Genomic DNA, 22,968 nt, shown 5'->3' with positions numbered 1-22,968 from the left:
AAAGGAAGTCCCTTATTTATTATTATAAACACTTTTGAAACCGGTTATAGCCTTTTATAACCGGTTTTTAAATCGATTAAAATTAACTGCAAAAAAAAGGAGCCACGCCATGAAAAACAGAAATAATGCCGGTAACAAATACCAGCAATACCCATTACTGATTGAACAGATCGTAAAGGATATAGACATTAATAAACCTTTACCCGAAATTGTAGTGATTACTACCTACCCCCCAAGGCAGTGTGGTATAGCTACCTATTCTCAGGACCTAATTAAGGCCCTTAACAATCAGTATGTGGATTCGTTTTCTATAAAGGTATGTGCACTGGAAAACAAAAACGAAAAACATACGTATACCGATCCGGATGTAAAATACATTCTTGACACATCAGAACCGGAATCATACATAAAACTTGCTAAGGCATTAAATGAAGACGAGAATATTAAAATTGTTCTTATTCAGCATGAGTTTGGTCTTTTTGCCGAAAGCACAAAAGAATTCAACGAGTTTATAGATGCCGTACAAAAACCGCTTACCGTGGTTTTCCATACCGTACTGCCTAACCCTGACGAAGTTTTTAAAGCTAACGTACAGCACATACTTAACAGGGTAGACTCACTTATAGTAATGACAAACAACGCGGCCGATATATTGGTGCGCGACTATATAATAGACCGTAGCCTTATTACGGTTATACCACACGGAACGCATTTGGTTCCGCATTCCGATAAAAACAACCTAAAGGCTAAGTATGGTTACCAAGGCAAGACCATTCTCTCTACTTTCGGGCTTTTAAGCTCAGGTAAGAGTATCGAAACTACCTTAGAGGCATTGCCGCAGGTTATCGAGAAAAATCCCGATGTGTTATTCCTTATTATAGGAAAAACACATCCTACGGTATTTTTACATGAGGGCGAAACGTACAGGGATTCACTTGTACAGAAGATAAACGAACTTGGCCTTGAGAACCATGTGGCTTTTATCAATAAATATGTGCCCCTGCCGGAACTGTTAGAGTACCTGCAGATGACAGATATTTACCTGTTTACTTCTAAAGACCCTAACCAGGCAGTAAGCGGTACATTCTCATATGCCCTTAGCTGTGGTTGTGCCATAGTATCTACTCCTATTCCGCATGCGCGCGAAGTATTGGCGGGAGATACAGGTATAACTTTCGATTTCGGAAATTCGCCACAACTTGCAGCAGCCATCAATAAACTGTTAGCCGACGATACGCTGCGCGAAACAATGGTATTAAACGGCCTGCATAAAATTATACATACAGCATGGGAAAACTCTGCCGTAGATCATGCCATACTATTGGAGCAGACTGCGGGAAACGCTATTAAGCTTCACTACCGCAATCCTGAAGTGAACCTTAATCACATTAAGGCTATGACTACCGATTTTGGTATGCTGCAGTTCAGTAAGCTAAACAAACCCGATAAGGCATCTGGTTATACTGTGGATGATAATGCACGTGCACTTATTGCTATGTGTCAGCACTATAAAAAATACAAAGACGAAAGTGTACTGCCATACATAAATACCTATTTAAGTTATATAGAATATTGCCATATGAAAGATGGCCGGTTTATTAACTATGTAGATCTTGATAAGAACTTTACAGAACAAAACAACAACGAAAATCTTGAAGATAGTTCGGGTCGTGCCATGTGGGCGCTGGGTTATTTGATATCTGTGGCAAATATACTACCTACAGAATATGTACAAAGGGCTGAGGCAATGTTCCAAAACTCTTTATCGTTAACAAAAGGTATTTATTCTACCCGTGCTATGGCTTTTGTTATTAAAGGGCTATACTACTATAACAGAACAATAAAAGACGACGATACTATTATATACATAAAACTCTTTGCCGACAGGATGGTGCAGATGTACCGCCATGAAAAAGAAGAGAACTGGCATTGGTTTGAGAGTTACTTAACGTATGCCAATAGTGTATTGCCTGAAGCATTATTACTTTGCTATACCATTACAGGAGAAGAGGTTTACAAAGACATCGCTAAGGAGTCTATGGACTTTTTACTGGATGTAATTTTTGACGAAAACTCTATTAAGGTCGTACCAAACGACGGATGGTATTTTAAAGGTCAGGAGGATAAAAAGCGTTATGGCGAGCAGCCTATAGATGTGGCCTATACCATAATGGCATTACGCAAGTTCCATGATATTTTTAAGGAAGAAAAATACCTTACTAAAATGGAAATGGCCTTTAACTGGTTTTTGGGTAACAACCATCTTCAACAAATTATTTATAACCCGTGCACGGGAGGTTGCTTTGACGGACTTGAGCAACACAATGTAAACCTTAATCAGGGTGCAGAGTCTACCCTAAGCTATTTAATGGCACGACTAACCATTACAAAATACTTTGGTAATCCCGATCAGATTTATTTCAGGAGAAAATTAAAAAACACGATTACCAAACATCTTGAGAAGTTTTAATTCGATTATGTTCATAAATGAAGAAAGCAGGCCTAAAGCCTGCTTTTCTTTTTGATATGGAAATCTGGTATTATTTCAATTTTAAGGTTTTCATATTGCTTTCGTCAATATTAAACTCTTTAATTACATTGTTGTAATCTGTAAGGTCTATTCTTGCAGAATTATCATATCCAGGTATAATTACCACCCTGAAAACCTGATTTTGAAGGAAGTTAGGATTTGTACCTAAATCATAATTAGCACCCATATAGAAAACAATATCGTTACGGGTAAAGTCAAAATCAAACTCTACATAATCACCATTATCATAGTAAATGGTTTTTGGTATCATTTCCCACACATCGCTATTGTTAACCACATCTTTTAAACGGTAAACTAAAATCATATCTGCTGGATATAATGCAGGATCTAAAATATATTGTGAAGTATAATACCCTGTATTATTATCAAAACTAAATGTTGCCTGATTAATTTCGAAAACCTCTGCTTCAAAATAATTATCGGTATTGTTATAAATTACATCCGGATCATCATCAACACACGACGATAGTGTAAACAAACCTACTACGCTTAAAAGTAAAAATATCTTTCTCATAATGTTAAAAGTTTTATTGTTTATAAAGGTATTTCCAAAAACTGAACCAAAAAATTATTTGTAGCGAAAAATAATGAAAAAAAATTTAAATACCTTTGTTTCAGTATGGAACAAAATCTCAAATTATACAAGGTTTTACTGGGCTGCACACCAAAAGGCCGTTTAACCGAACAGCACGATATTTTTTTTGGAATTGGTACCTCAATTGAGGAACTTATTTCTGATATGTATACTTTTTGGCCCGACGGAGGAAGGCTTCATGTAGACTGCTGGAGAGAAGTTACTCACGTAGGCGAATATGCCCTTACCATAACTCCTAAAAAAGATAGCAATAATGCCGAAAAACTGTTTTTTATAAACCTTGGCGGTTACAAGCCGGGAGATTTTGAAGAATACCATTACAAAACCCTTATGGTTGCCCAAACTATGGGCGAAGCGGTAAAAGCCGCCAAACAAACCACATTCTATAAACATTGCGGATTTAAGGGTGCCGAGTCGCACATAGACGATAAATATGCCCTGGATATAGACGACATGTATAATGTGGAAGATATACTCCTGCCCCATTACAAAGAAAAATATAGCTTCTCTATTACAAAAACAGCCCATCCTGTAGAAGATGAGCTGCATATAGGTTATTTAAAGCTGGGTGTATAGCCTTATATCTTTTTAATCTTTTTAAACTGTTTGTTTATAGGGATAATCATTTTTACCATGGTACCCCAACCCGGTTCGGCATCAATTTTCATTATACCGCCTATTCCGGTAACGTGGCTTTCCATCGTTTTCTTACGCGAATCGTTCCTGTCGCCTCCGGTACCGTTATCCTTAATAGATACCATTAGCCTTGTACCTGTAAACGACATACCAAAGAAAACTTTAGATGCCTGCGGATCTTCGCCAATACCTTCAAGACTTTCCTTAATGGCTGCGGTAAGCTCACGCTGACTCTCCTTTACAATAGTGTTTGTAGAAGGCTTATCAGGCATAGAGAACAATACCTCAACAGGACTGTCTTTAAAGTAGTTGGTTACATACTCTTGCGTGCTTGTAATATAGCTGGAAAGTGTAGTAGATTTTGGCGTAAGCAACCAAACAAGATCGCGAATGTTCTCCTCAATCATTTTGGTAGTATCCTGCATTGCCTCTCCGTTACTTCTAACGGTAGGCATACCATTTGTTTTTTCTACTATAGCTTCGCTCAGGTAGTTGATTTTAGAAAGCTTGGAATCGATATCAGAATGAATGTCCTGCACAAGGCGAAGGCGTTCCTGCCTTTCTGCCTCGTTATACATTCTTTCCTCACGAAGTTTTGTTTTAAGCTGTTGCTTTCTTCTCCAAAACCAGCCTATTACCAAAAGAACAAGTACAGAACATACTGCAATTATAATTATCCTTATTCTTTTTGTAGCCTCATATTCTTCCCTGCTTATGCTGTCGCCTCCGGCAGATACAGTTTCTTCCTCATCATCACCCGGCTGGCTAAACTTACGTTGTTTTTCATACTTAAGTTGTAATGCAGCCATTTGTTTTGCATGGTTAACATTAGTAAAACTGTCTTTTTTCTGCTCGTACAGTTTATGGTATCTTATCGACTCAGGGTATTGTTTAAGTTTTTCGTAAGCTATAGCCATACCCAGGCACGACTCTATTACCACCTCATTGTACTTCATTGAGGTTGCATCAAGGTAAGCCTGCTCATAAAGCCTTAACGACTCACTGTAGTCATCGTTAAGTGCATGCACTTTACCAAGGCTGCTCAGGGTTGCCGTTACGTTTCTCCTGTCGTCCAGTCCGGCGAAATAGCCCAACGCCTCTTTGTAATTAAGTATAGACTGTACATAATCGGTTTTCTTTCTGTAGGCATTACCCATTTTGCTAAGCGTATGCCCTGCTTCGCTGTTTTTACCCCTTGCACGATAAATGGCAAGTGCACGGCTGTAGGCATCAAGTGCCGGTTCCGGTTTTTGCTGAAGTTCATACACGCTGCCTATAGCAACAAGCGTTTCGGCTTCCAGCAGCTCGTTGTTAAGCTTTTTGGCTTCTTTTATACCGTAAGTATAATACTGAACCGAAAGGCCGTAGTCTTTCTCATCGGCATATACTTCACCAAGCGACTTAGATGTTGTTGCAATACCATTACCATCGTTAATGGCCTTAAAATTGCTTAGAGCCAAAAGATAGCTTTTAACAGAAGCTTTTGTCTGTTCGGCTTTATGGTATGCACCGCCTAAGCCTGCATAGGCTTTAGCCAAAGCTTTCTTGTCGCCTGCATCTGTAGCAAGGTCAACGCTTTGCTGAAAAGCATCTATAGCCTCCTGATAGTGGTTTTGTGAAATTTGTTTTGTTCCCTGGTTAAGGAAATACTCAGCATTCTCTTCCTGTGCGTAACAGTAGAAACTGAATAATAGCAGTAAAAACGGTAAGGTTTTCTTCATTAAAATTTTTGATTGGGCTTAGCAAAAATAGAAAATATCTCAATGCAATATAAACAAAATGTTAATTTCTCGCGTATTATTAAAAATAAATTATTGCAAGCATAAAAATGCACCTTAAGAATTTTCTTTCTAAACTGTTATAAAAAAGTAGAATTATTCCTACTTAATAAATTTCACAAAATGAGTAAATCCGTAATTTTAAAGGAGATAGCGATAAACATAAAAATTTGGCACAATAAATTACCGAGTCAAATTATTCTTATAAATTATTTTTAAATTTCTTCTTCAAAACTTTCAAAAGGAGTCGAAATTGTGATTGTTGTTCCCCATCCCGGCAAACTTTCAACAAAGGTTTCTCCGCCAATATTTTTAAGCCTTTTGTACAACGATTTTAGTTTTCCGTCATTGTAATCCACATAATTACCTGAACCATTATCTCTTACAGTTATCTGCATCTTGTCATCTTTAGCAGAAATACCTAAAAACACCTTGTTTGCCTTAGCTTTTACCGCTATGGCATTAAGACATTCTTTAAGTACAATAGCGAGCTCTTTTCTTGCCGAACCCGACATTTTTACCTCAGGCATATCTGGATCTACCGAGAAAACCGACTCCACATGATGGTTTTTTAAATACCCTGAAGCGAAATCGCACATACCGTTTGCCAAATTTTGAGGACTGGCATTTTCTCTTTCCAATGCCCAAACCAAGTCACTTATATCCTCGTGTATCTTGACCGTTACATTATGCAATGCCTCATTAGATACCCTTATGGAAGGAGCGCCTACTGACTTGCGACTAAGTTCATCGTTTAGGTAATACACCTCCCCCAGCCTGTTATCAAGATGGGTATAAAGTTCTTTTACACGGGTAAGCTTTTCGCTTTGCTTTCGCCTTTGAGAAGCCATTCGGGCCACCTGCTTTTTATATTTCTTTTTAATCCTTGCTTTTTGAAACCATACAAAAATCAAAAAAGAAGACATAACCGCAAACCCACCCGATATAGCTATAAGACTGTATTTATCATTCAGTAATGCCGACCGGTTGCCTGCCTCCAGTTTATTTATCTTTTCGGTAAGTGCCAGTATTTCCATCTGGCTCTTTGCCTTTTGGGTTTCATACCTCATCTGGGCTTTTGCATTTTCCTGCAAAGCTAAGCGTGCCTCAAGGCTGTCCCTTTTCTGCTCATAAAGCTTTTGGTATAAAATGGTATTTTCATACTCCTCCAGATGCTCATACGCTTTATAAAGTCCTTTGCAGGCATCTACCACCGCTTCGTCATACTTTATCTCTACCGCATCAAGATAGGCCTGTTTATGTAGCTTGAGGGATTCGTTATAATCGCCTGAACCGGCAAATGTTTCACCCAAATCATTAAGTGTTTCGGCAACTTTTTGCCGTTCGTCACTCTCATTAAAATATCCCAGGGCTTCTTTATAGTTTTGTTCTGCAAGATTATAATACCCGGTATGGTTGTAAACATTACCCATAGCGCTAAGCAAAACGGCTTTGCCCAGCATATCGTTATTGGTTTCATATATCCTGATGGCCCTCCTGTAAACCGAGAGTGCCATATCATACTTTTGCTGCTTTTCATACACTATACCCAGTCCGCCCAGGCTTCCCGCCTCAATATTGGGGCTCTTAGCCAAAAGGGCATATTGCTGTGCCTCTTTGTAGTACTGTATGGCAGCATCATACTCGTTTGCCAAAGTATAGAGCACAGCAACCTGCTTAGCGGTTTCGGCAATGCTTTTGTAGTTTCCCTGCTGTTTGTGCAGGCTAAGAGACTGTAAATAATAATCGAGGGCTTCCCTTGGCTGATCGGCCATGGTATAAACTGAACCTAAATAATTATAGCTGTTTATAAGGGTAAGTGTGTCTTTGCTTTTCTTTGCATGGTCTACACTCTGCATAAAGGCCATAATGGCTGCAGTATAGTTTTTTTGCTCAAAAGCCTGTTCTCCCTTATGCATAAAAGAAGAGGCTGTGGTAGTTTGCGCAGGGCTAGGTAACACGCATAATAGCACAACTGCAAAAAGTAAGGTTTTTTGCATAGGTATCTTCGTTAAGCGGGGATATATAAATGTAAGAAAAAAACTGTTACAAAATTCAAAATTTAAATAAATTTCATAAAAGGATAACGTTGCAAGCTTAATATGTTACATTACTACAACCCTTTATTTATAATGACTGTTTGAATTTTACACCCCAATTATCCCATTTAAGGTTACGTTAAATACTATTATTTTTTAAATAATTACTTCTACATTTAATAAAAAAAGAAAAACTATGAGAGGGATATTTAAGGCGCTTCTTGCAGGCTGGGGAGCTAAAAAACTGGGATTTGGGTGCTTTGGTACCATTATAGCCTTTATAATAATATACTACCTTTTAGGGTATGTGTTTTAAACAAAAAAGCCTCCCGATTGGAAGGCTTTTTTTATCGTTACGCTTTATTATTCGTATATAATTACAGTTTTTTGAAAATAGACATCACTACCAGAAGATATTCTTCGTATCTCTACAGGATAACCGTCTTCATCAAAAGAATATTCATAATAGGTATTAACATCTGTACTGTTAGCTTTGCTTTCTGTTAATATATAATTATCTGTGCACAAGGCTGCCAAATAAAAGTCCGCCCTAAACAGAACCATATTATTGGTAGAGCCAAATGAATTTCTGTATAGGTTTAAATACTGCCCCTTTACCTCGGTTTCATAATCGTAGGTATAATTTATTGTATATGGATTAAAGTTTGTACTGTTGCTAATGCGGGTATTAGAAACTATATTGTTACCTTGGTAGTTAACTTCCGTTATACTACTGTAAAATTCATTTTCATATTCCGTTTTATAAATAATCCCGTTGCCGTTCATATAATATATATTTGGTAACGTTCCTCCCGGATCATAATCGCCCGTTACCACATTATCCTCAATGTTATAAGTATATTCTCTTATTCTGTTTATTGAACTATCTTCATCATCTGCTTTCATATAAGTTAACCTTCCCTGCGCGTCATATTCAAATGAAGTGAAAGTATCATCTCCATAAATGGTATAGTAATTATAAGTTAAACTGTTAAGTCTCCCCTGACTATCATAAGAGTATTCTTCCATGCCGCTTATTACAGATGGATCCGGATCTATATATCCTAATATCTGGTGAATTTTATTATTCTCACACAAAATAACCTGATAAAGTGATTCGGTTTCTCCATTGAAACCATATTCCTCAATTCTCTTAATGTTTTTTTCAACGGGTGGTGTAGGGTCCGGATTTTCATTTACAGGATCGGTACTGTCATCAGAAGTACACGAAGCAAGCGACAGGAATGCGGCAAAAAATAATAAGCGTAGTTTCATAAGGGTGGTTTAATTGTTTAAGGCTGCAAGAAAGCAAAAAACTATTTTATATACAATAAAAAAATCTTCCCGATCGGGAGGCTTTTTTTATTGGTATTCAATTACTCTTTCGCTAACTACATTTCCATTTAGTATCTCTTTTCTTCTAACAGGATAACCTTCCTCATCAAACTCATACTGGTAGGTATAAGTTTCATCGAGTTTGGTTAACGTTTTTAAATACTTATTTGAAGACTCAAGCACTAAACCAAAACCCGGATTACTTAATACAAGATTTGGCTCAAAGTTACCATACATGTTTTTATAAAAATTAAGGTAATCTCCTTTCGGCACTAAATTATTATCATAAGTACAGCTAGTAGTTGATGAGGAGGTCTCAGATACTACTGAGGCTAAATTGCCATCGTCATAAGTAGCTGTTGTTGTAGTTCCGTATGCTTCAATAGAGTAAATCTGATCTAAATCATTTACATAAAATTCATAGAATATTCCATTCGCCGGATTTTCACCGGAAACAGCAGTAATCTTACCGGGTTCATAGGTGAAAGTAATACTATCAATGGCTTCAGACTGGTCTTCTAAAGAATAAAAGTAAGTAGTATTTTTAATGATCCTGCCTGTAGAGTCAAATTCTTTCATAGTTTTAAGATACAGCATGTTATCTCTATACGACTCCGTTTTTTCAAGTAAGCCACTATCGTTATAAAAATATTCAGTTCTCTCATATCCCAATTCTTCAGAGATGACAAGTGAATGAAGGGTTTTTATTTTGTTGTTTTGAAAAAATAATACTCTTACAGGGAATGTATCTCCTTCATAGTAAGTAATCTTTTTTAATCTCTTCTCCTGTTCTCCGGAAACTGATGAATCATCAGACGAACAAGAGACAAGCGACAAAAATGCCGCAAAAAATAATAAGCGTAGTTTCATTAGTGTGGTTTAATTGTTAAAGGCCGCAAGAAAGCAAAAAACTGTTTTATATACAATAAAAAAAGCCTCCCTTATCGGGAGGTTTTTTTTTATTCGTAGGTTATGGTTTCTTCTGATAGAAGAACATTGTCTGAATACATATATCTATTTACAGGATAGCCATCTTCATCAAACATATAAGTATAACTAACATTAGTAAAAGGATTTTCAACTGAACTTATATACTTCGTATAACTCTTGTTCACAAACCCCCTTGCAAACAACTGATGATTAAGCACATTACCATTAAACATGTTTAAATCTGATTTTAAATAATGTCCTTTTACCTCTGTAGTGACATCATAGGTATATGTTGTTGTATAACCTTCCTTTGTATGGCTAACTATACAGTCATTGGCATACACAACCTCTTCTTCATCTACATTACCGGTTAATTCACTTACTATTTTATATACTATACCCTGAGAATTTAAATGGTAAGTTTTTGTTTCAGGAACTGTATTAACATAAACATCATTTACAGTTATGGTATTATCATCATTATAGATAAACTCTGTATAGTCTTCTATTTCTTCTCCCTCATTATTAAGGGCTTTAAGTGCATCCTTAATCATTCTTCCCTGACTATCATAAGTAAACTCATTATGAGTTCCGGTAGGCTGCATCAAATTATCCAGATACACAATATCATTCAATATACCATTTGCCGAATAATGATATTCATACGCATTTAGCAGATTATTGTTCAAATCGTACTGATATATTTCACTTAGCTTATTTCCGGAAAATTCATATCTAAACTTATAATAATCGTTAGTAATATTGATTTCCAAAAGATTTTTCTCTGTATTCACAGGATCATCTCCATCGTCTGATGAACAGGATAGCAAAACAATAAAAAATGAAAGGGCTAATAGTCGTAGTTTCATAGGTGTGGTTTAAAAAGGTTATAAATACTAAATAAACAAATTATTTTAAAATAATAAAAAAGATTAGCATTTATATACTTATCCTTTCTTTAGTATATTTCAACATTATTTTTTAGAAGTAATGATTTTATTATTTCTGACATGATAGGTACTTTGAAAATACGGATCAATTAACCATCCCTCTACAGGTTCTAATACAACCTTATGAAGATGGCTGTTTCTTAAATCAAGAAATTCATTTAATGTTGGCTTAAGCTCTGCTGTAGAGTAAAAATACAGTCTATAGTTTTTATAAGTATTAATACCCACTAAGTCCACAGTTTCATATGGCTCAAAACTTGTGAGTGAAATAATTGTATCACTATTTTGATTAATATATAGCTCAACAATAATTGACTTAGTAGGCTCCACTTGATAATCCTCAATATCTTTAATAAACAAGTCTACCGTTTCTTTAAAAATAGTATCTGCAAATTTAATCTCATTAATTTTCTCATTATCTTCACTTACTTTCGTGTTATTACATCCTGAAATCGATATAAATAATACTCCCACAAAAACACTAAGAAGTCTTAAATTCTTGTCTATCCTTAAATTCATTTTTTTTAGTATCACTATAATTAATTCTATTATGCCACATTACAATTATATATATCTAAGCTTCACTAAGTAACTAAATAATTTTAATACAACAAAAAAAGCCTCCCTTAACGGGAGGCTTTTCTTTAAATATTTCAATCTTAAATTTTTAATCTAAGTAAGAATTACATATTTCTGCGGTACTGTCCGCCCACTTCAAACAACGCCGAAGTAATCTGTCCCAGCGAACAAACCTTAGCGGCTTCCATAAGGCGCTCAAACATGTTTTGGTTTTGTATTGCTGCTTCCTGTACAAGGGCAAGCTGTTCTTTAACCTTTTGAGCATTACCTTTATGCAGGCTCTCAAGGGTATTAATCTGGAACTGTTTCTCCTCTTCCGTAGCACGTATAACCTCAGCAGGAACAACCGTAGGCGAACCTTTAGAACTTAAGAAGGTATTCACCCCAATAATAGGAAACTCTCCTGTATGCTTAAGGGTTTCGTAGTAAAGGCTTTCTTCCTGTATTTTAGAACGCTGGTACATGGTTTCCATAGCACCCAGTACACCACCTCTTTCGGTAATACGGTCAAACTCTGTAAGTACAGCCTCCTCAACAAGATCGGTAAGCTCTTCAATAATAAACGATCCCTGTATTGGGTTTTCGTTTTTAGCCAGCCCCAGCTCTTTGTTGATAATAAGCTGAATTGCCATTGCACGGCGCACGCTTTCTTCGGTAGGCGTTGTAATAGCCTCGTCATAAGCGTTTGTATGCAGCGAGTTACAGTTATCGTAAATGGCATAAAGTGCCTGTAATGTAGTACGGATATCATTAAAGTCGATTTCCTGTGCGTGTAGTGAACGACCCGACGTTTGAATGTGGTACTTAAGCATTTGTGCACGCTCGTTAGCACCATATTTGTTTTTAAGTGCCTTAGCCCAAATTCTTCTTGCCACACGGCCTATAACCGCATACTCAGGGTCAATACCGTTAGAGAAGAAGAACGACAGGTTTGGTCCAAAATCGTTAATGTTCATACCACGGCTCAGGTAGTACTCCACATAGGTAAATCCGTTTGCAAGGGTAAATGCCAACTGTGTAATAGGGTTAGCACCTGCCTCGGCAATGTGGTATCCTGAAATGGAAACCGAATAGAAGTTCCTTACGTTTTTCTGGATAAAGTACTCCTGTACATCACCCATTAGGCGAAGGGCAAACTCTGTAGAGAAGATACAGGTATTTTGTGCCTGATCTTCCTTAAGGATATCTGCCTGTACCGTACCACGCACCTGCGACAGGGTACGTACTTTTATTTCGTTATATACATCGGCAGGAAGCACCTGGTCTCCGGTTACACCAAGAAGCATAAGCCCAAGTCCGTCGTTACCCTGTGGCAATGCACCGTTGTAACGTGGCCTCTCCACTCCTTTTTCCTTGTATATCTTGTTTATCTTATCGTCTACCTCTTTTTCAAGGCCGTTTTCTTTAATGTAAAGCTCACACTGCTGGTCGATAGCCGCATTCATAAAGAAACCTAACAACATAGGCGCCGGACCGTTAATGGTCATACTCACCGATGTCATAGGGTGTGCAAGGTTAAAGCCTGAGTATAGTTTTTTGGCATCGTCAAGGCAGCAGATAGATACACCCGCATTACCAATCTTACCATATATATCCGGACGGTGATCAGGGTCATTACCATAAAGGGTAACACTGTCAAAAGCTGTAGATAAACGCTTGGCCGGCATACCTAAACTCACGTAGTGGAAACGTCTGTTAGTACGCTCAGGTCCGCCCTCTCCGGCAAACATACGCGTTGGGTCTTCCCCTTCTCTCTTAAACGGATATAATCCTGAAGTATAAGGGAATTCTCCCGGTACGTTTTCCTGCAGGCACCATCTTAAAATATCTCCCCAAGCCTGGTATTTAGGCAGGGCAACTTTAGGTATCTGCGTGTGCGAAAGCGATTCGGTATGCGTTTGTATCTTAATCTCCTTATCCCTTACCTTAAAGGAATAAACAGGATTTTTGTATTTGTTTACTTTTTCGTCCCATGTAAGTATAACCTCCCAGTTGTACGGGTCAAGGTTCATTTTTACACGGTCGAACTCTTTTAGTAATAAATCTGTGAATAGTGACTTATCAGCATCAGTAACCGCTACTGAGGCATCGTCTATACCCGCTTTGTTTATCTGCGGAACTTTACCGCTTACGGTCTCTATGGTTTTAAAGATACCGTATAGCTTTTGTGCCACGTCCTGTTGCGAAGCCGCTGTTTCGTCATAGCTGCGGTTGTTTTCTGCAATTTCGCTCAGGTAACGCGTTCTGTGCGGAGGGATAACAAATATCTTCTCGCTCATTTCGCGGGTAATCTCAAAAGTCGATTTAAGGTCAGATTCTGTTTTCTCCACAATCTTATCCATAATCGCTTTGTAAAGCGTATTCATACCAGGGTCGTTAAACTGAGAAGCAATAGTACCAAATACCGGAAGATCGTCCGGGTTGGCATCCCACAGGTTATGGTTACGCTGGTATTGCTTTTTCACATCACGAAGCGCATCAAGCGAACCGCGTTTGTCAAACTTGTTAATAGCAACAAGATCGGCAAAATCAAGCATATCAATTTTTTCCAGCTGAGTAGCAGCACCAAACTCAGGTGTCATTACATACAGCGAAACATCCGAATGGTCAAGGATCTCAGTATCACTTTGCCCGATACCCGATGTTTCAAGGATAATTAAATCATATTTAGCTGCCTTAAGCACCTGTATAGCCTCTGCCACATACTTAGAAAGGGCAAGGTTAGACTGGCGTGTGGCAAGCGAACGCATATAAACCCTTGGGTTGTTTATGGCATTCATCCTGATACGGTCGCCCAGTAAGGCACCGCCCGTTTTACGCTTAGACGGGTCTACAGATATAAGTCCGATAGTTTTTTCAGGGAAATCGATAAGGAAACGGCGCACAAGCTCATCTACTAATGATGATTTACCTGCACCACCCGTACCGGTAATACCCAATACAGGAATTTTAGACGTTTCGTTTTGTTTGTGTATGGTATCAAGGGTTTCTTTTGCAACTTCAGGGAAGTTCTCTGCAGAAGATATTACCCTTGCAATAGCCGTTGGGTTTTTATCTGTAAGATGGTTCACCTCACCGTTAAGGGTATCGCCCACCGGATAGTCTGCCCTTTGTACAAGGTCGTTAATCATGCCCTGTAGTCCAAGCTCACGCCCGTCATCCGGAGAGTATATTCTTGTAATACCATACTCATGAAGCTCTTTTATCTCTTCAGGAAGGATAACTCCGCCCCCGCCGCCAAATATTTTAATATGTCCCGCCCCTTTTTCTTTAAGCAGGTCGTACATGTATTTAAAATATTCGTTGTGCCCGCCTTGGTATGAGGTCATAGCAATGGCGTTTGCATCTTCCTGTATGGCGGTATTTACTACTTCTTCCACACTTCGGTCGTGCCCTAAGTGAATTACCTCAACACCCGTTGCCTGAATAATTCGGCGCATGATGTTTATAGCTGCATCGTGCCCGTCAAACAGGGATGCTGCGGTTACTATTCTAACTTTATGTTTAGGAATATAAGGCTGTACTTGCTCCATCTTTATAATAATCTCAATTTTAAGCCCGCAATTTACGTATTTATTGAAGATTTCAAAACAAACAGGGCCTATAAAAAACGTTGTAGTAAATTTTAAAGAACTAACCTACAAGATTATGGAAAAATATGATAATCATCCAGAAAGAATGCATTAAAGAATGTAAACTCTCCCATCTTAATAGTCTCAATATTTATATCCGGAATCATCTCGTTAAGTAAATCTTCAGGAAAAGGTTTATATCCAAAATTACTTTCGGCAACTTTTGCCATTTTATACAATATCTCCTGATCTTCCTTACTCACGGTAAGTGCTTTTTTAGGATAATCGCTTGTCATCCTGAAAGGATCGGCAGGTTCCTGCAACTTTTCTTTTATATCCCATTCTATTACATAAGTTGTATAGTATGGCACGACAATACTTACATTAAGACAAAATGCGTGATGTATAGTTCCCCTTCTCTCTACAAAATGAAGGTTATGACACCTGTCGTTACCATGAAACCTATGAATCATCCTGAAGTTATCGGGATTATTTACAGACTTTATTTTATCATAAAAATCCTTAAACACCCCTTCTTCTTCCTTTTTATCCATCAAATCACATAAGTTTATCAACTTAGTGAATTCAGGAGAAATCATGTACAATTCTATATCTAAAAAGTGGTCTATATTCCTGGGATAGTATTGATAAGCAGTGGCAATAAATTCTTCTTTTGTCATAAGATGCGGTTATAATAGCCAAATATAAACTATCTACCTTACAATATGATAAAGGTTACCCTCATTCATAAACAGCACACGGGTGCGAAACGAAGCCGATTTTACTTTGGTAGGATACCAGTCCCTGCCCTTTGCGGCAATTATAAACAGGCCTTGGTCGTCTCCCGATACGGTAAACTTACTCCCCCTGGGCTGCCTGTGGAATATCGGCACGCCAAATTCTTTCTTTAACTGATCGGCAAGGCGCGGCACATCATTGGTTACCAGTCCCACCTCACTTATGGATAGGTACGATTTTGAGTTAAAATCGTGGGTAGAGGTTTCACGGTTAGGATACCGGGTTATAAACTCCAGTATATTGCCGTTATTATCATAAAAATAAAATGACTGGGCATCCCAATTGGTAAAGTCGGCAATATCGTTTTCCTTTTCAATGGGAATCAAATCAATGCGCGACTTCATTATTGAATATGCCTGATCAAAACGGTTGTTCGGGATATCTATAGCAAAGTGGTAAACGGGGTTCAGGCCTTCGGCATATCTAAAAATAAGTTTGGTATAACCTATTGCAAACGTTACAGAAAATTTATCAGATAGTTCTGCCTTTAACCCTAAAACTCTTTTATAAAATCTCTCGGTCTCTGCTAAATTGCTGCTAAGCAGTTCAAGCTCGATAATTTGCATACCTTAAATCTTATCTTTCAAAAACATCTATGCAAGATACGCATAAATACTATCTCTCAATAAATCAAATAGTTAAATCATGACTAAAAAATGTTATAATTGCCTGCATCATATTTACAGTCTTTTAACTTTTGCATAGGGAGTTGTTCACTACATTTGCGGCTTATTTACACGGAGATGAAACTTCCTAAACACTACATGGCTGCCATTTCAGCCTTTATTATATGGGGATTTTTTAGCATTGTGCTTAAACCCCTTTATTTATACCCTTCTCTTGACATACTTTTTTATCGTGTTTTTGCCTGCATTATTATCATGCTGCTTATTAACATTGCCTTTAGAAGAGATAAGATAAAAGAAACCAAAAACTATTTTACCGCTCTTACCAAAAAGGAAAAACGAAACCAGTGGCTGCTTATTTTCGGGAGTTCGCTGTTGCTTACCGCAAACTGGTTCTTCTTTATTTATGTAATGAACCACATAAGTGTAAAGGCAGCATCGTTTGCCTATATGGTGTGCCCTATACTTACCACGGTATTTGCCTGGTTTATACTAAAGGAAAAGCTTACCAAATTGCAGTGGCTATCGGTATTTCTAAGTATGCTTAGCTGCGTGATACTGTCTTACAACAGTTTTACCAGTGCACTTTACAGCGTGGTTATTGCCTCTACCTACGCGGTATACCTTGTACTGCAAAAAAGAATCACGATGCCCGACAGGTTTGTACTCCTTACCCTGCAAATAGGGTTTACGGCACTTATACTGCTTCCGTTTTACAAGCCTTACAGCGGCCCCGTACCTACAGAGCCTTTATTCTACTATTTTATATTTATGATTGCTGTAGGCTTTACCATAATACCTATGTTCCTTAACCTGTTTGCGCTAAAAGGAATTAATTCTTCCACCGTTGGGATATTGATATACCTTAACCCAATCATCGCGTTTACGCTGGCTATTGTGTATTATGACGAGAACGTTACGTTAATACAGGCTATGGCCTATTTTGTTATCGTAATATCGGTAATACTGTTTAATGTGGGTAGCTACTTAAAGCTAAAGGAACAGGACATGCCGGTAAACCGTCCGTCGGTAAACTAACTATATTTTACTGTCAATAAAACGGCTCTGTATTTTGCATGGAACGGTTTTTGTTTATTTTTGAAGAAAATAGTATTCATGAAAAAAGTAGTATTCGCCATTCTATTACTGCCACTGGCATCTAATGCACAACTGGGAGGCCTTATAAACAAGGCAAAAGATAAAGTAACCGAAGTAACCGGAACAGGCACAGGCCTTAGTAATGCCGATATTGCTTCGGCACTTAAGGAAGCCCTTAACAAAGGGATAGACGAGCAGGTAACCAAACTTACTGCTGTAGACGGTTTCTATAAAAACGAAATGGTAAAGATACTTTTACCCGAAGAGCTTCAAAAAGTAGACAAAACCCTTAGAAGCGTAGGTATGGGTAACCTGGCCGACGAAGGGCTTTTAGTACTTAACCGCGCTGCTGAGGATGCCGTAAAAGAGGCTACCCCTATTTTTGTGAATGCGGTAACAAGCATGACTTTTAGCGATGCCAAAAATATACTTATGGGCGACGACAGATCGGCCACTACTTATTTAGAGAAAACAACTTCAACACAGTTATACGACAAGTTTAGCCCCGTGGTAAAAACATCGCTGGACAAGGTGGGTGCCGATAAGGTATGGGCAACAATAATTGAGAAATACAATTCGCTGCCGCTTACTAAAGACGTAAACCCTAACCTTACCGATTATGTAACCAGCAAGGCTATGAGTGGTGTATTCACCATGATATCTGTAGAGGAAAAAGAGATAAGAACCGATTTATCATCCCGTACGTCAGATCTGCTTAAAAAGGTATTTGCATTACAGGACTAAGCCAATAACAAACCAACTTTTATGAAAAGACTAATTATTCCCGTTATAGCCATAATGGCTTCAATTTCTTTTTCCGGATGTGCCGAGCTGCAACAGATAGCAGAGCAGTATCCGCAAACAGGCATAATAAGTAATGCCGATATAGCTGCCGGACTTAAGGAAGCCCTTGATAAGGGGATTGACAAACAGGTAAGCAAACTTACCGCTACCGATGGTTTTTACAAAAACAACCTGGTAAAGATATTATTGCCCGAAGAGCTTCAAAAAGTGGATAAGGCACTGCGTCAGGTTGGTTTAAGTTCGTTGGCAGACGAAGGCCTTAAAATGATGAACCGCGCTGCCGAGGATGCCGTAAAAGAGGCAACACCCATATTTGTTACCGCAGTAAAGGACATGACCTTTAACGATGCCCGCAACATACTTATGGGTAACGACAGGTCGGCTACTACCTATCTGCAAAACACAACCACAACACAGCTTTATGCCAAGTTTAATCCGGTTATAAAATCGTCGTTCAGTAAAGTGGGTGCCGATAAGGTTTGGAGCAACATAATAACCAAGTACAATGCCCTGCCCCTTACCCAGGATGTAAACCCCGATCTTACGGATTATGTAACAAATAAAGCGCTGGACGGAGTTTTTACCATGATAGCCGTAGAAGAGAAAGAAATTAGAAATAATATTAACGAAAGGACTTCTGTTTTATTAAAAAAAGTATTCGCTTTACAGGACAATTAATAAGCTAATAATTTAATTTACAGATAAATACATATAACATTACCTTAACATACAATCCTATTATTTTTAAGTAATTTGCACTTTGAAAATAAATAGTTTTCTCACATTTGGTTAGGGTTAGTTAAAAAAAAAGTGCCGGTAGTAATTGCTATTGGCATTTTTGCTTTTATACACTTCAAAATATTTTTAACCCGCTGTTTTTTAAATCGTTTTGTTTTCTACATTTGCGCAAAATATGGAGTCGTGAAAAAGTGCGTATTGTTTGTATGCCTTATGCTGAGTGCTGTAGGCTTTTGCCAGGAGTGGAATACTGAATTAGAGGCAGCAAAAAGCAAAGCTGTTGCCCAAAACAAAAACATTCTTCTTGTCTTTTCGGGATCCGACTGGTGTGCCCGTTGCATAGAACTGGAAAAGAAAGTATGGCAAAACCCCGAGTTTAAGGCTGAAGCCGAGAAAAACTGGGTGCTGCTTCGTGCCGACTTCCTGCAAAAGAAAGGCGAAGCCGATCCTGTAGATATAAACGACCCTAAAATTATACTTGCCGAGCGTTACAACCGTAATGGCTTTTTCCCTTACATCGTACTTTTAGACAAATACGGCCGTGTTATAGAACGTGGCGGGTATGAAGAGTTTAGCACCGCTAAAGAGTATATAGAGTACTTTAAAAAACTGGGGAAGAAGTAAAGTGTTCAGTTATTACGAGCGAACGCATTCCTGTTCCATTTGCTTCGCCAGTCGGGCAAGCCCTCGAGCCGACCGAAATGCAATGGAGTGGAGAAATCCTTAATTATAGTAGAGATTTATTTCATCAGTTCGGCTTACAGCCTCGTGTCTCCATTACGCTATCGCTACAGTCGGAATGGAAGAAAGATTGCTTCGTCAGGATACTACGTTACTGTCATGTCGAAACGGAGGGAGACATCACATTTAAATTCATAATTTGAAATTCATAATTAAACAGACACACCCCTAGCCCCTCTCAAGAGGGGAACTGAATAATCTGCTTATAGATTTAGATTGCTTCGTCGTACCTCCTCGCAATGACGGGAAAGCCGTGCCTTTTTCATTCTTTTGTGGCAGGACAAAAGGACTAGAGATTGCCGCGCTACATTACGTTTCGCTCGCAATGACGGGAAGAACACCTAACCCGTAACTCAGGAACTGCATCAATGACGTCAGAGTGAAGCTACGGCATCAGGCTCCGTAGCGTAAAGAAAATTACAAACGAGGCGTAAAGAAGCATCCGCTGTTTGAGGCGAAAGCCGAGTTCGGATGGTTTAGCCAAGCATAGTAATTTTTAGCTTAAGGAGTCATAGCCTTGAATTTTTGGTTCTTTTGTTTCAAGACAAAAGAAGAAGTCTTCAGTCTTCAGTCGCAGAAGGCAGTTTATTATAGTGGATAAATTCTTTCTTGGTCAGGATAATACACCTCGCTGTCATGTCGAACCGGAGGGAGACATCTCAGAGAGATTTATTTCATCAGTTCGGCTTACAGCCTCGTGTCTCACTACACTGCGTTTCGTTTCGAAATGACAAACATTGATTCGTACCTCGCAATGACACACCCCGGCTTCGCCACCCCTCTCAAGAGGGGAACTGAACACTACCTAAACAGGTTCCTCTATTCTTTCCTGTAACTGTTTAAAATAAGTAAACGCCTTTACCAGCCTGGTACCATACCACGAGAACATCTCGCCATCTACAAAAACAGTTTGTGCATGGTGGGTATGCCTTCCCAGTTCAAAAGCATCCTCATCCTTAAATGGATAAGGTTCAGACGAAAGGAATATAACCTGCGGGTCGCCCTGTATCCTCATTTTTTGTACAATCACTTCCGGATAACGGCTGTCCCTGTCTTCATAGATATTAGTGAAATGGTTAAGCTTAAGCATTTCGTTAATAAAGTTGTTACCCCCTGCTGCCATATACGGATTCTTCCAAATAAAGTAAGCCGACCTTTTAAAAGGCTTATCCTTCATAAAGTTTTTAAAATCCTGCAGCCCGAAGCTTATTTTATCAATCCAGTTTTGTGCCTTGGTACGTACCGAGAATATTTTGCCCAGTTCTTCTATCATCTTCAGGTTATCTTCAACAGTAATGACATCGCTAACCCATACAGGCGCAATATCCTGCAACTGCTCCACAATTTCCTGAGTGTTCTCTTCCTTATTGGCAATAATAATATCGGGCTGTAAAAGCCTTATTTTCTCAACGTGGACTTTTTTGGTCCCTCCTATTATCTTTTTGGTTTGCTTTAGGTGATAAGGGTGAACGCAAAATTTGGTAATACCCACTATCTTATCCTCAAGGCCAAGGTCAAAAAGAAGTTCTGTTTGCGAAGGCACTAACGATACTATACGCATAGGCGTTTTGCTAAGCGTAATAGTATTGCCTAACTGGTCTGTATATGTTTTTGTCTGTTCCAAGTTTTGGGTTTATTTTCCGTTTCGGGTAAAGCGGATTGGAAAATTTACAGCAATGCTGCCATTTCCTGTTGCATCTTTAAAGCCTCTTCCCTTGCCTTTTCGGCAAAGTCGTTTCCGTTAGAAGCATATATAATACCTCTTGAAGAGTTTATAAGCAGTCCTACATTTTTACTCATGCCATACTTGCAAACTTCCTGCAGGCTGCCTCCCTGTGCGCCCACACCCGGTACAAGTAAAAAGCTTTCCGGCACAATCTTTCTTATTTCGGTAAAGTACTCTGCTTTAGTGGCCCCTACAACATACATAAGGTTCTCGCTGTTTTTCCATGTTTTAGAGGTTTTAAGAACCGTTTTGTACAGCTCTTCCCCGTCAACAATTTTAGTTTGGAAATCAAAAGCACCTTCGTTAGAAGTTAGCGCCAGCATAATGGCAAACTTATTTTTAAAAGCCAAAAACGGCTCCACACTGTCTTTACCCATATAAGGCGCAACAGTAACTGAATCAAAATTAAGGTCTTCTAAAAAAGCTTTGGCATACATGGTAGAGGTATTGCCTATATCGCCACGTTTAGCATCGGCAATGGTAAATATCTCCGGATGCATGTGGTTAATATAGTTTATGGTTTTTTCCAGCGACAGCCATCCTTTTAGTCCGTATGCCTCAAAAAAAGCCGTATTGGGTTTATAGGCTACCGCAAGGTCGTGGGTAGCATCTATAATGGCTTTATTAAACTCAAAAATAGGATCCTCGGTAGCCAGTAAGTGTGGCGGAATCTTATTAAGGTCTGCATCAAGGCCTATACATAAAAATGATTTTTTATCAAGAATGTTTTGGTGAAGCTGTTGCGTGGTCATGCTATGCTGTATGTTTTTTTGTTTGCCTTATTGGCTTAGTATGCAAAAGTACAAATTGCATTTCACATCTTAAAATTATATGGTTGGCTGGCGTTTGTCGACACTAAAATGCAGTTTAACGAAATTTATTAAAAAGTAAGGTTACTCTTGTTAGTTTTATATTAATTTAATTTATAGATTTAAATTTATTAAATAACTACCATCCCCCATAATATGAATACACACGGAGACATTATCATTATTGAAGACGATGCTGACGACAGGGACATCCTTATCAGCATTTTTGAAGAACTCGGCAAAGAGCATAACTATGAAAACCGTTTGGTTATTATAGAAGAAGCTGCAGATCTTATCGACTTTTTAAAATCGGACGACTGCGATCCTTTTATTATCATTTCCGATATAAACATGCCTAAAATAAACGGGTTCGACCTGCGTAATCTTATTTTTAACGATGCCGAAATAAGGGAACGTGCCATACCTTTTATATTCCTAACCACGTCTGACAACAGCGAGGAAAACATGCGGAAAGCTTTTCAGCTGTCCATACAGGGGTATTTTAGAAAACCTGTAAGCTATACCAAATTCAAAAAGGTTATTAATGATATTATTACCTATTGGAAAAATGCAGCAACGAACTAATTACTACTAATCCTTATATCTACTACTCTGAAGTATCCTGCCGATTGGCGGGATATTTTTTTATCTTTAATAGTTCAA

The 22,968-nt window shown here is 38.4% G+C and carries 19 protein-coding genes; 7 read left to right on the top strand and 12 right to left on the bottom strand.

Annotated features, from left to right (window positions below; translation table 11 throughout):
* Nucleotides 1-109 precede the first annotated feature (109 nt).
* A complete protein-coding gene (locus tag FUA48_RS11580; RefSeq protein ID WP_147583676.1) occupies nt 110-2,470 on the top strand; it encodes a glycosyltransferase in 2,361 nt (786 codons plus the stop codon).
* 70 nt (nt 2,471-2,540) lie between these two features.
* On the opposite strand, the gene FUA48_RS11575 is transcribed toward FUA48_RS11580, so the two are convergent.
* Nucleotides 2,541-3,065 (bottom strand): hypothetical protein, encoded by a 525-nt coding sequence (locus tag FUA48_RS11575; RefSeq protein WP_147583675.1) that lies wholly within the window; start codon nt 3,063-3,065, stop codon nt 2,541-2,543.
* Nucleotides 3,066-3,170: 105 nt separating this feature from the next.
* On the opposite strand from FUA48_RS11575, the gene FUA48_RS11570 reads away from it, so the two are divergent.
* The gene (locus FUA48_RS11570; protein ID WP_147583674.1) at nt 3,171-3,722 is read left to right on the top strand and encodes a DUF1543 domain-containing protein; all 552 of its coding nucleotides are present in this window, start codon (nt 3,171-3,173) and stop codon (nt 3,720-3,722) included.
* A 2-nt stretch (nt 3,723-3,724) separates the two neighbouring features.
* Here FUA48_RS11570 and FUA48_RS11565 read toward each other — a convergent pair whose 3' ends face one another.
* The 9 genes from FUA48_RS11565 to FUA48_RS11525 all read right to left on the bottom strand — a co-directional run bounded on the left by FUA48_RS11565 (nt 3,725) and on the right by FUA48_RS11525 (nt 16,329).
* Entirely contained in the window at nt 3,725-5,503 is a 1,779-nt protein-coding gene (locus FUA48_RS11565) for a tetratricopeptide repeat-containing sensor histidine kinase (RefSeq protein ID WP_147583673.1), read from the bottom strand.
* A 272-nt stretch (nt 5,504-5,775) separates the two neighbouring features.
* Entirely contained in the window at nt 5,776-7,560 is a 1,785-nt protein-coding gene (locus tag FUA48_RS11560; protein ID WP_147583672.1) for a tetratricopeptide repeat-containing sensor histidine kinase, read from the bottom strand.
* Between the two features lie 402 nt (nt 7,561-7,962).
* Nucleotides 7,963-8,874, bottom strand: a complete 912-nt coding sequence (locus FUA48_RS11555) for a hypothetical protein (protein WP_147583671.1) — start codon at nt 8,872-8,874, stop codon at nt 7,963-7,965.
* Nucleotides 8,875-8,961: 87 nt separating this feature from the next.
* On the bottom strand, nt 8,962-9,804 hold the full coding sequence (locus FUA48_RS11550) for a hypothetical protein (protein ID WP_147583670.1): 843 nt from the start codon (nt 9,802-9,804) through the stop codon (nt 8,962-8,964).
* An 89-nt stretch (nt 9,805-9,893) separates the two neighbouring features.
* Nucleotides 9,894-10,733, bottom strand: coding sequence for a hypothetical protein (locus FUA48_RS11545; RefSeq protein WP_147583669.1), 840 nt, complete (start codon nt 10,731-10,733; stop codon nt 9,894-9,896).
* Nucleotides 10,734-10,838: 105 nt separating this feature from the next.
* Nucleotides 10,839-11,333 (bottom strand): hypothetical protein, encoded by a 495-nt coding sequence (locus tag FUA48_RS11540; protein WP_147583668.1) that lies wholly within the window; start codon nt 11,331-11,333, stop codon nt 10,839-10,841.
* A 164-nt stretch (nt 11,334-11,497) separates the two neighbouring features.
* A complete protein-coding gene (locus FUA48_RS11535) occupies nt 11,498-14,926 on the bottom strand; it encodes a methylmalonyl-CoA mutase family protein (RefSeq protein ID WP_129751252.1) in 3,429 nt (1,142 codons plus the stop codon).
* 113 nt (nt 14,927-15,039) lie between these two features.
* Nucleotides 15,040-15,645, bottom strand: coding sequence for a hypothetical protein (locus FUA48_RS11530; RefSeq protein WP_147583667.1), 606 nt, complete (start codon nt 15,643-15,645; stop codon nt 15,040-15,042).
* 33 nt (nt 15,646-15,678) lie between these two features.
* Nucleotides 15,679-16,329: a VOC family protein gene (locus tag FUA48_RS11525; RefSeq protein ID WP_147583666.1), complete on the bottom strand. Its 651-nt coding sequence runs from the start codon at nt 16,327-16,329 to the stop codon at nt 15,679-15,681.
* 177 nt (nt 16,330-16,506) lie between these two features.
* Between FUA48_RS11525 and FUA48_RS11520 the strand changes: the two genes are divergently transcribed.
* The 4 genes from FUA48_RS11520 to FUA48_RS11505 all read left to right on the top strand — a co-directional run bounded on the left by FUA48_RS11520 (nt 16,507) and on the right by FUA48_RS11505 (nt 19,653).
* Entirely contained in the window at nt 16,507-17,427 is a 921-nt protein-coding gene (locus tag FUA48_RS11520) for an EamA family transporter (RefSeq protein WP_147583665.1), read from the top strand.
* A gap of 78 nt (nt 17,428-17,505) precedes the next feature.
* On the top strand, nt 17,506-18,231 hold the full coding sequence (locus FUA48_RS11515; protein ID WP_147583664.1) for a DUF4197 domain-containing protein: 726 nt from the start codon (nt 17,506-17,508) through the stop codon (nt 18,229-18,231).
* A gap of 21 nt (nt 18,232-18,252) precedes the next feature.
* Complete coding sequence (locus FUA48_RS11510; RefSeq protein ID WP_147583663.1) at nt 18,253-18,969, top strand: DUF4197 domain-containing protein; 717 nt, start codon at nt 18,253-18,255, stop codon at nt 18,967-18,969.
* A 243-nt stretch (nt 18,970-19,212) separates the two neighbouring features.
* Nucleotides 19,213-19,653, top strand: coding sequence for a thioredoxin family protein (locus FUA48_RS11505; RefSeq protein WP_240732448.1), 441 nt, complete (start codon nt 19,213-19,215; stop codon nt 19,651-19,653).
* Between the two features lie 922 nt (nt 19,654-20,575).
* Here the strand turns inward: FUA48_RS11505 and FUA48_RS11500 are convergent.
* Nucleotides 20,576-21,331 carry an ABC transporter substrate-binding protein gene (locus FUA48_RS11500; protein WP_147584988.1) on the bottom strand — a complete coding sequence of 252 codons (756 nt, stop codon included), beginning with the start codon at nt 21,329-21,331 and terminating at the stop codon, nt 20,576-20,578.
* A gap of 107 nt (nt 21,332-21,438) precedes the next feature.
* On the bottom strand, nt 21,439-22,248 hold the full coding sequence (pyrF, locus tag FUA48_RS11495; protein WP_129751247.1) for an orotidine-5'-phosphate decarboxylase: 810 nt from the start codon (nt 22,246-22,248) through the stop codon (nt 21,439-21,441).
* Nucleotides 22,249-22,461: 213 nt separating this feature from the next.
* Here pyrF and FUA48_RS11490 point away from each other — a divergent pair, with 213 nt between their 5' ends.
* Nucleotides 22,462-22,890: a response regulator gene (locus FUA48_RS11490; protein ID WP_147583662.1), complete on the top strand. Its 429-nt coding sequence runs from the start codon at nt 22,462-22,464 to the stop codon at nt 22,888-22,890.
* Nucleotides 22,891-22,968: the final 78 nt, after the last annotated feature.

The sequence above is a fragment of the Flavobacterium alkalisoli genome (genome assembly GCF_008000935.1).
GTDB classification, from domain to species: Bacteria; Bacteroidota; Bacteroidia; order Flavobacteriales; family Flavobacteriaceae; genus Flavobacterium; species Flavobacterium alkalisoli.
Note: the sequence above shows the minus strand (reverse complement) of the source record. Positions and strands in the feature narration are given on the sequence as shown.

Bases quoted from the DNA above. Each gene is read 5' to 3' on its own strand.
- FUA48_RS11510 (WP_147583663.1), top strand. From the start codon at position 18,253: ATGAAAAGACTAATTATTCCCGTTATAGCCATAATGGCTTCAATTTCT.
- FUA48_RS11560 (WP_147583672.1), bottom strand. From the start codon at position 7,560: ATGCAAAAAACCTTACTTTTTGCAGTTGTGCTATTATGCGTGTTACCT.
- FUA48_RS11565 (WP_147583673.1), bottom strand. From the start codon at position 5,503: ATGAAGAAAACCTTACCGTTTTTACTGCTATTATTCAGTTTCTACTGT.
- FUA48_RS11530 (WP_147583667.1), bottom strand. From the start codon at position 15,645: ATGACAAAAGAAGAATTTATTGCCACTGCTTATCAATACTATCCCAGG.
- pyrF (WP_129751247.1), bottom strand. From the start codon at position 22,248: ATGACCACGCAACAGCTTCACCAAAACATTCTTGATAAAAAATCATTT.
- FUA48_RS11550 (WP_147583670.1), bottom strand. From the start codon at position 9,804: ATGAAACTACGCTTATTATTTTTTGCGGCATTTTTGTCGCTTGTCTCT.
- FUA48_RS11575 (WP_147583675.1), bottom strand. From the start codon at position 3,065: ATGAGAAAGATATTTTTACTTTTAAGCGTAGTAGGTTTGTTTACACTA.
- FUA48_RS11525 (WP_147583666.1), bottom strand. From the start codon at position 16,329: ATGCAAATTATCGAGCTTGAACTGCTTAGCAGCAATTTAGCAGAGACC.
- FUA48_RS11520 (WP_147583665.1), top strand. From the start codon at position 16,507: ATGAAACTTCCTAAACACTACATGGCTGCCATTTCAGCCTTTATTATA.
- FUA48_RS11535 (WP_129751252.1), bottom strand. From the start codon at position 14,926: ATGGAGCAAGTACAGCCTTATATTCCTAAACATAAAGTTAGAATAGTA.
- FUA48_RS11570 (WP_147583674.1), top strand. From the start codon at position 3,171: ATGGAACAAAATCTCAAATTATACAAGGTTTTACTGGGCTGCACACCA.
- FUA48_RS11555 (WP_147583671.1), bottom strand. From the start codon at position 8,874: ATGAAACTACGCTTATTATTTTTTGCCGCATTCCTGTCGCTTGCTTCG.
- FUA48_RS11580 (WP_147583676.1), top strand. From the start codon at position 110: ATGAAAAACAGAAATAATGCCGGTAACAAATACCAGCAATACCCATTA.
- FUA48_RS11490 (WP_147583662.1), top strand. From the start codon at position 22,462: ATGAATACACACGGAGACATTATCATTATTGAAGACGATGCTGACGAC.
- FUA48_RS11540 (WP_147583668.1), bottom strand. From the start codon at position 11,333: ATGAATTTAAGGATAGACAAGAATTTAAGACTTCTTAGTGTTTTTGTG.
- FUA48_RS11500 (WP_147584988.1), bottom strand. From the start codon at position 21,331: ATGCGTATAGTATCGTTAGTGCCTTCGCAAACAGAACTTCTTTTTGAC.
- FUA48_RS11515 (WP_147583664.1), top strand. From the start codon at position 17,506: ATGAAAAAAGTAGTATTCGCCATTCTATTACTGCCACTGGCATCTAAT.
- FUA48_RS11545 (WP_147583669.1), bottom strand. From the start codon at position 10,733: ATGAAACTACGACTATTAGCCCTTTCATTTTTTATTGTTTTGCTATCC.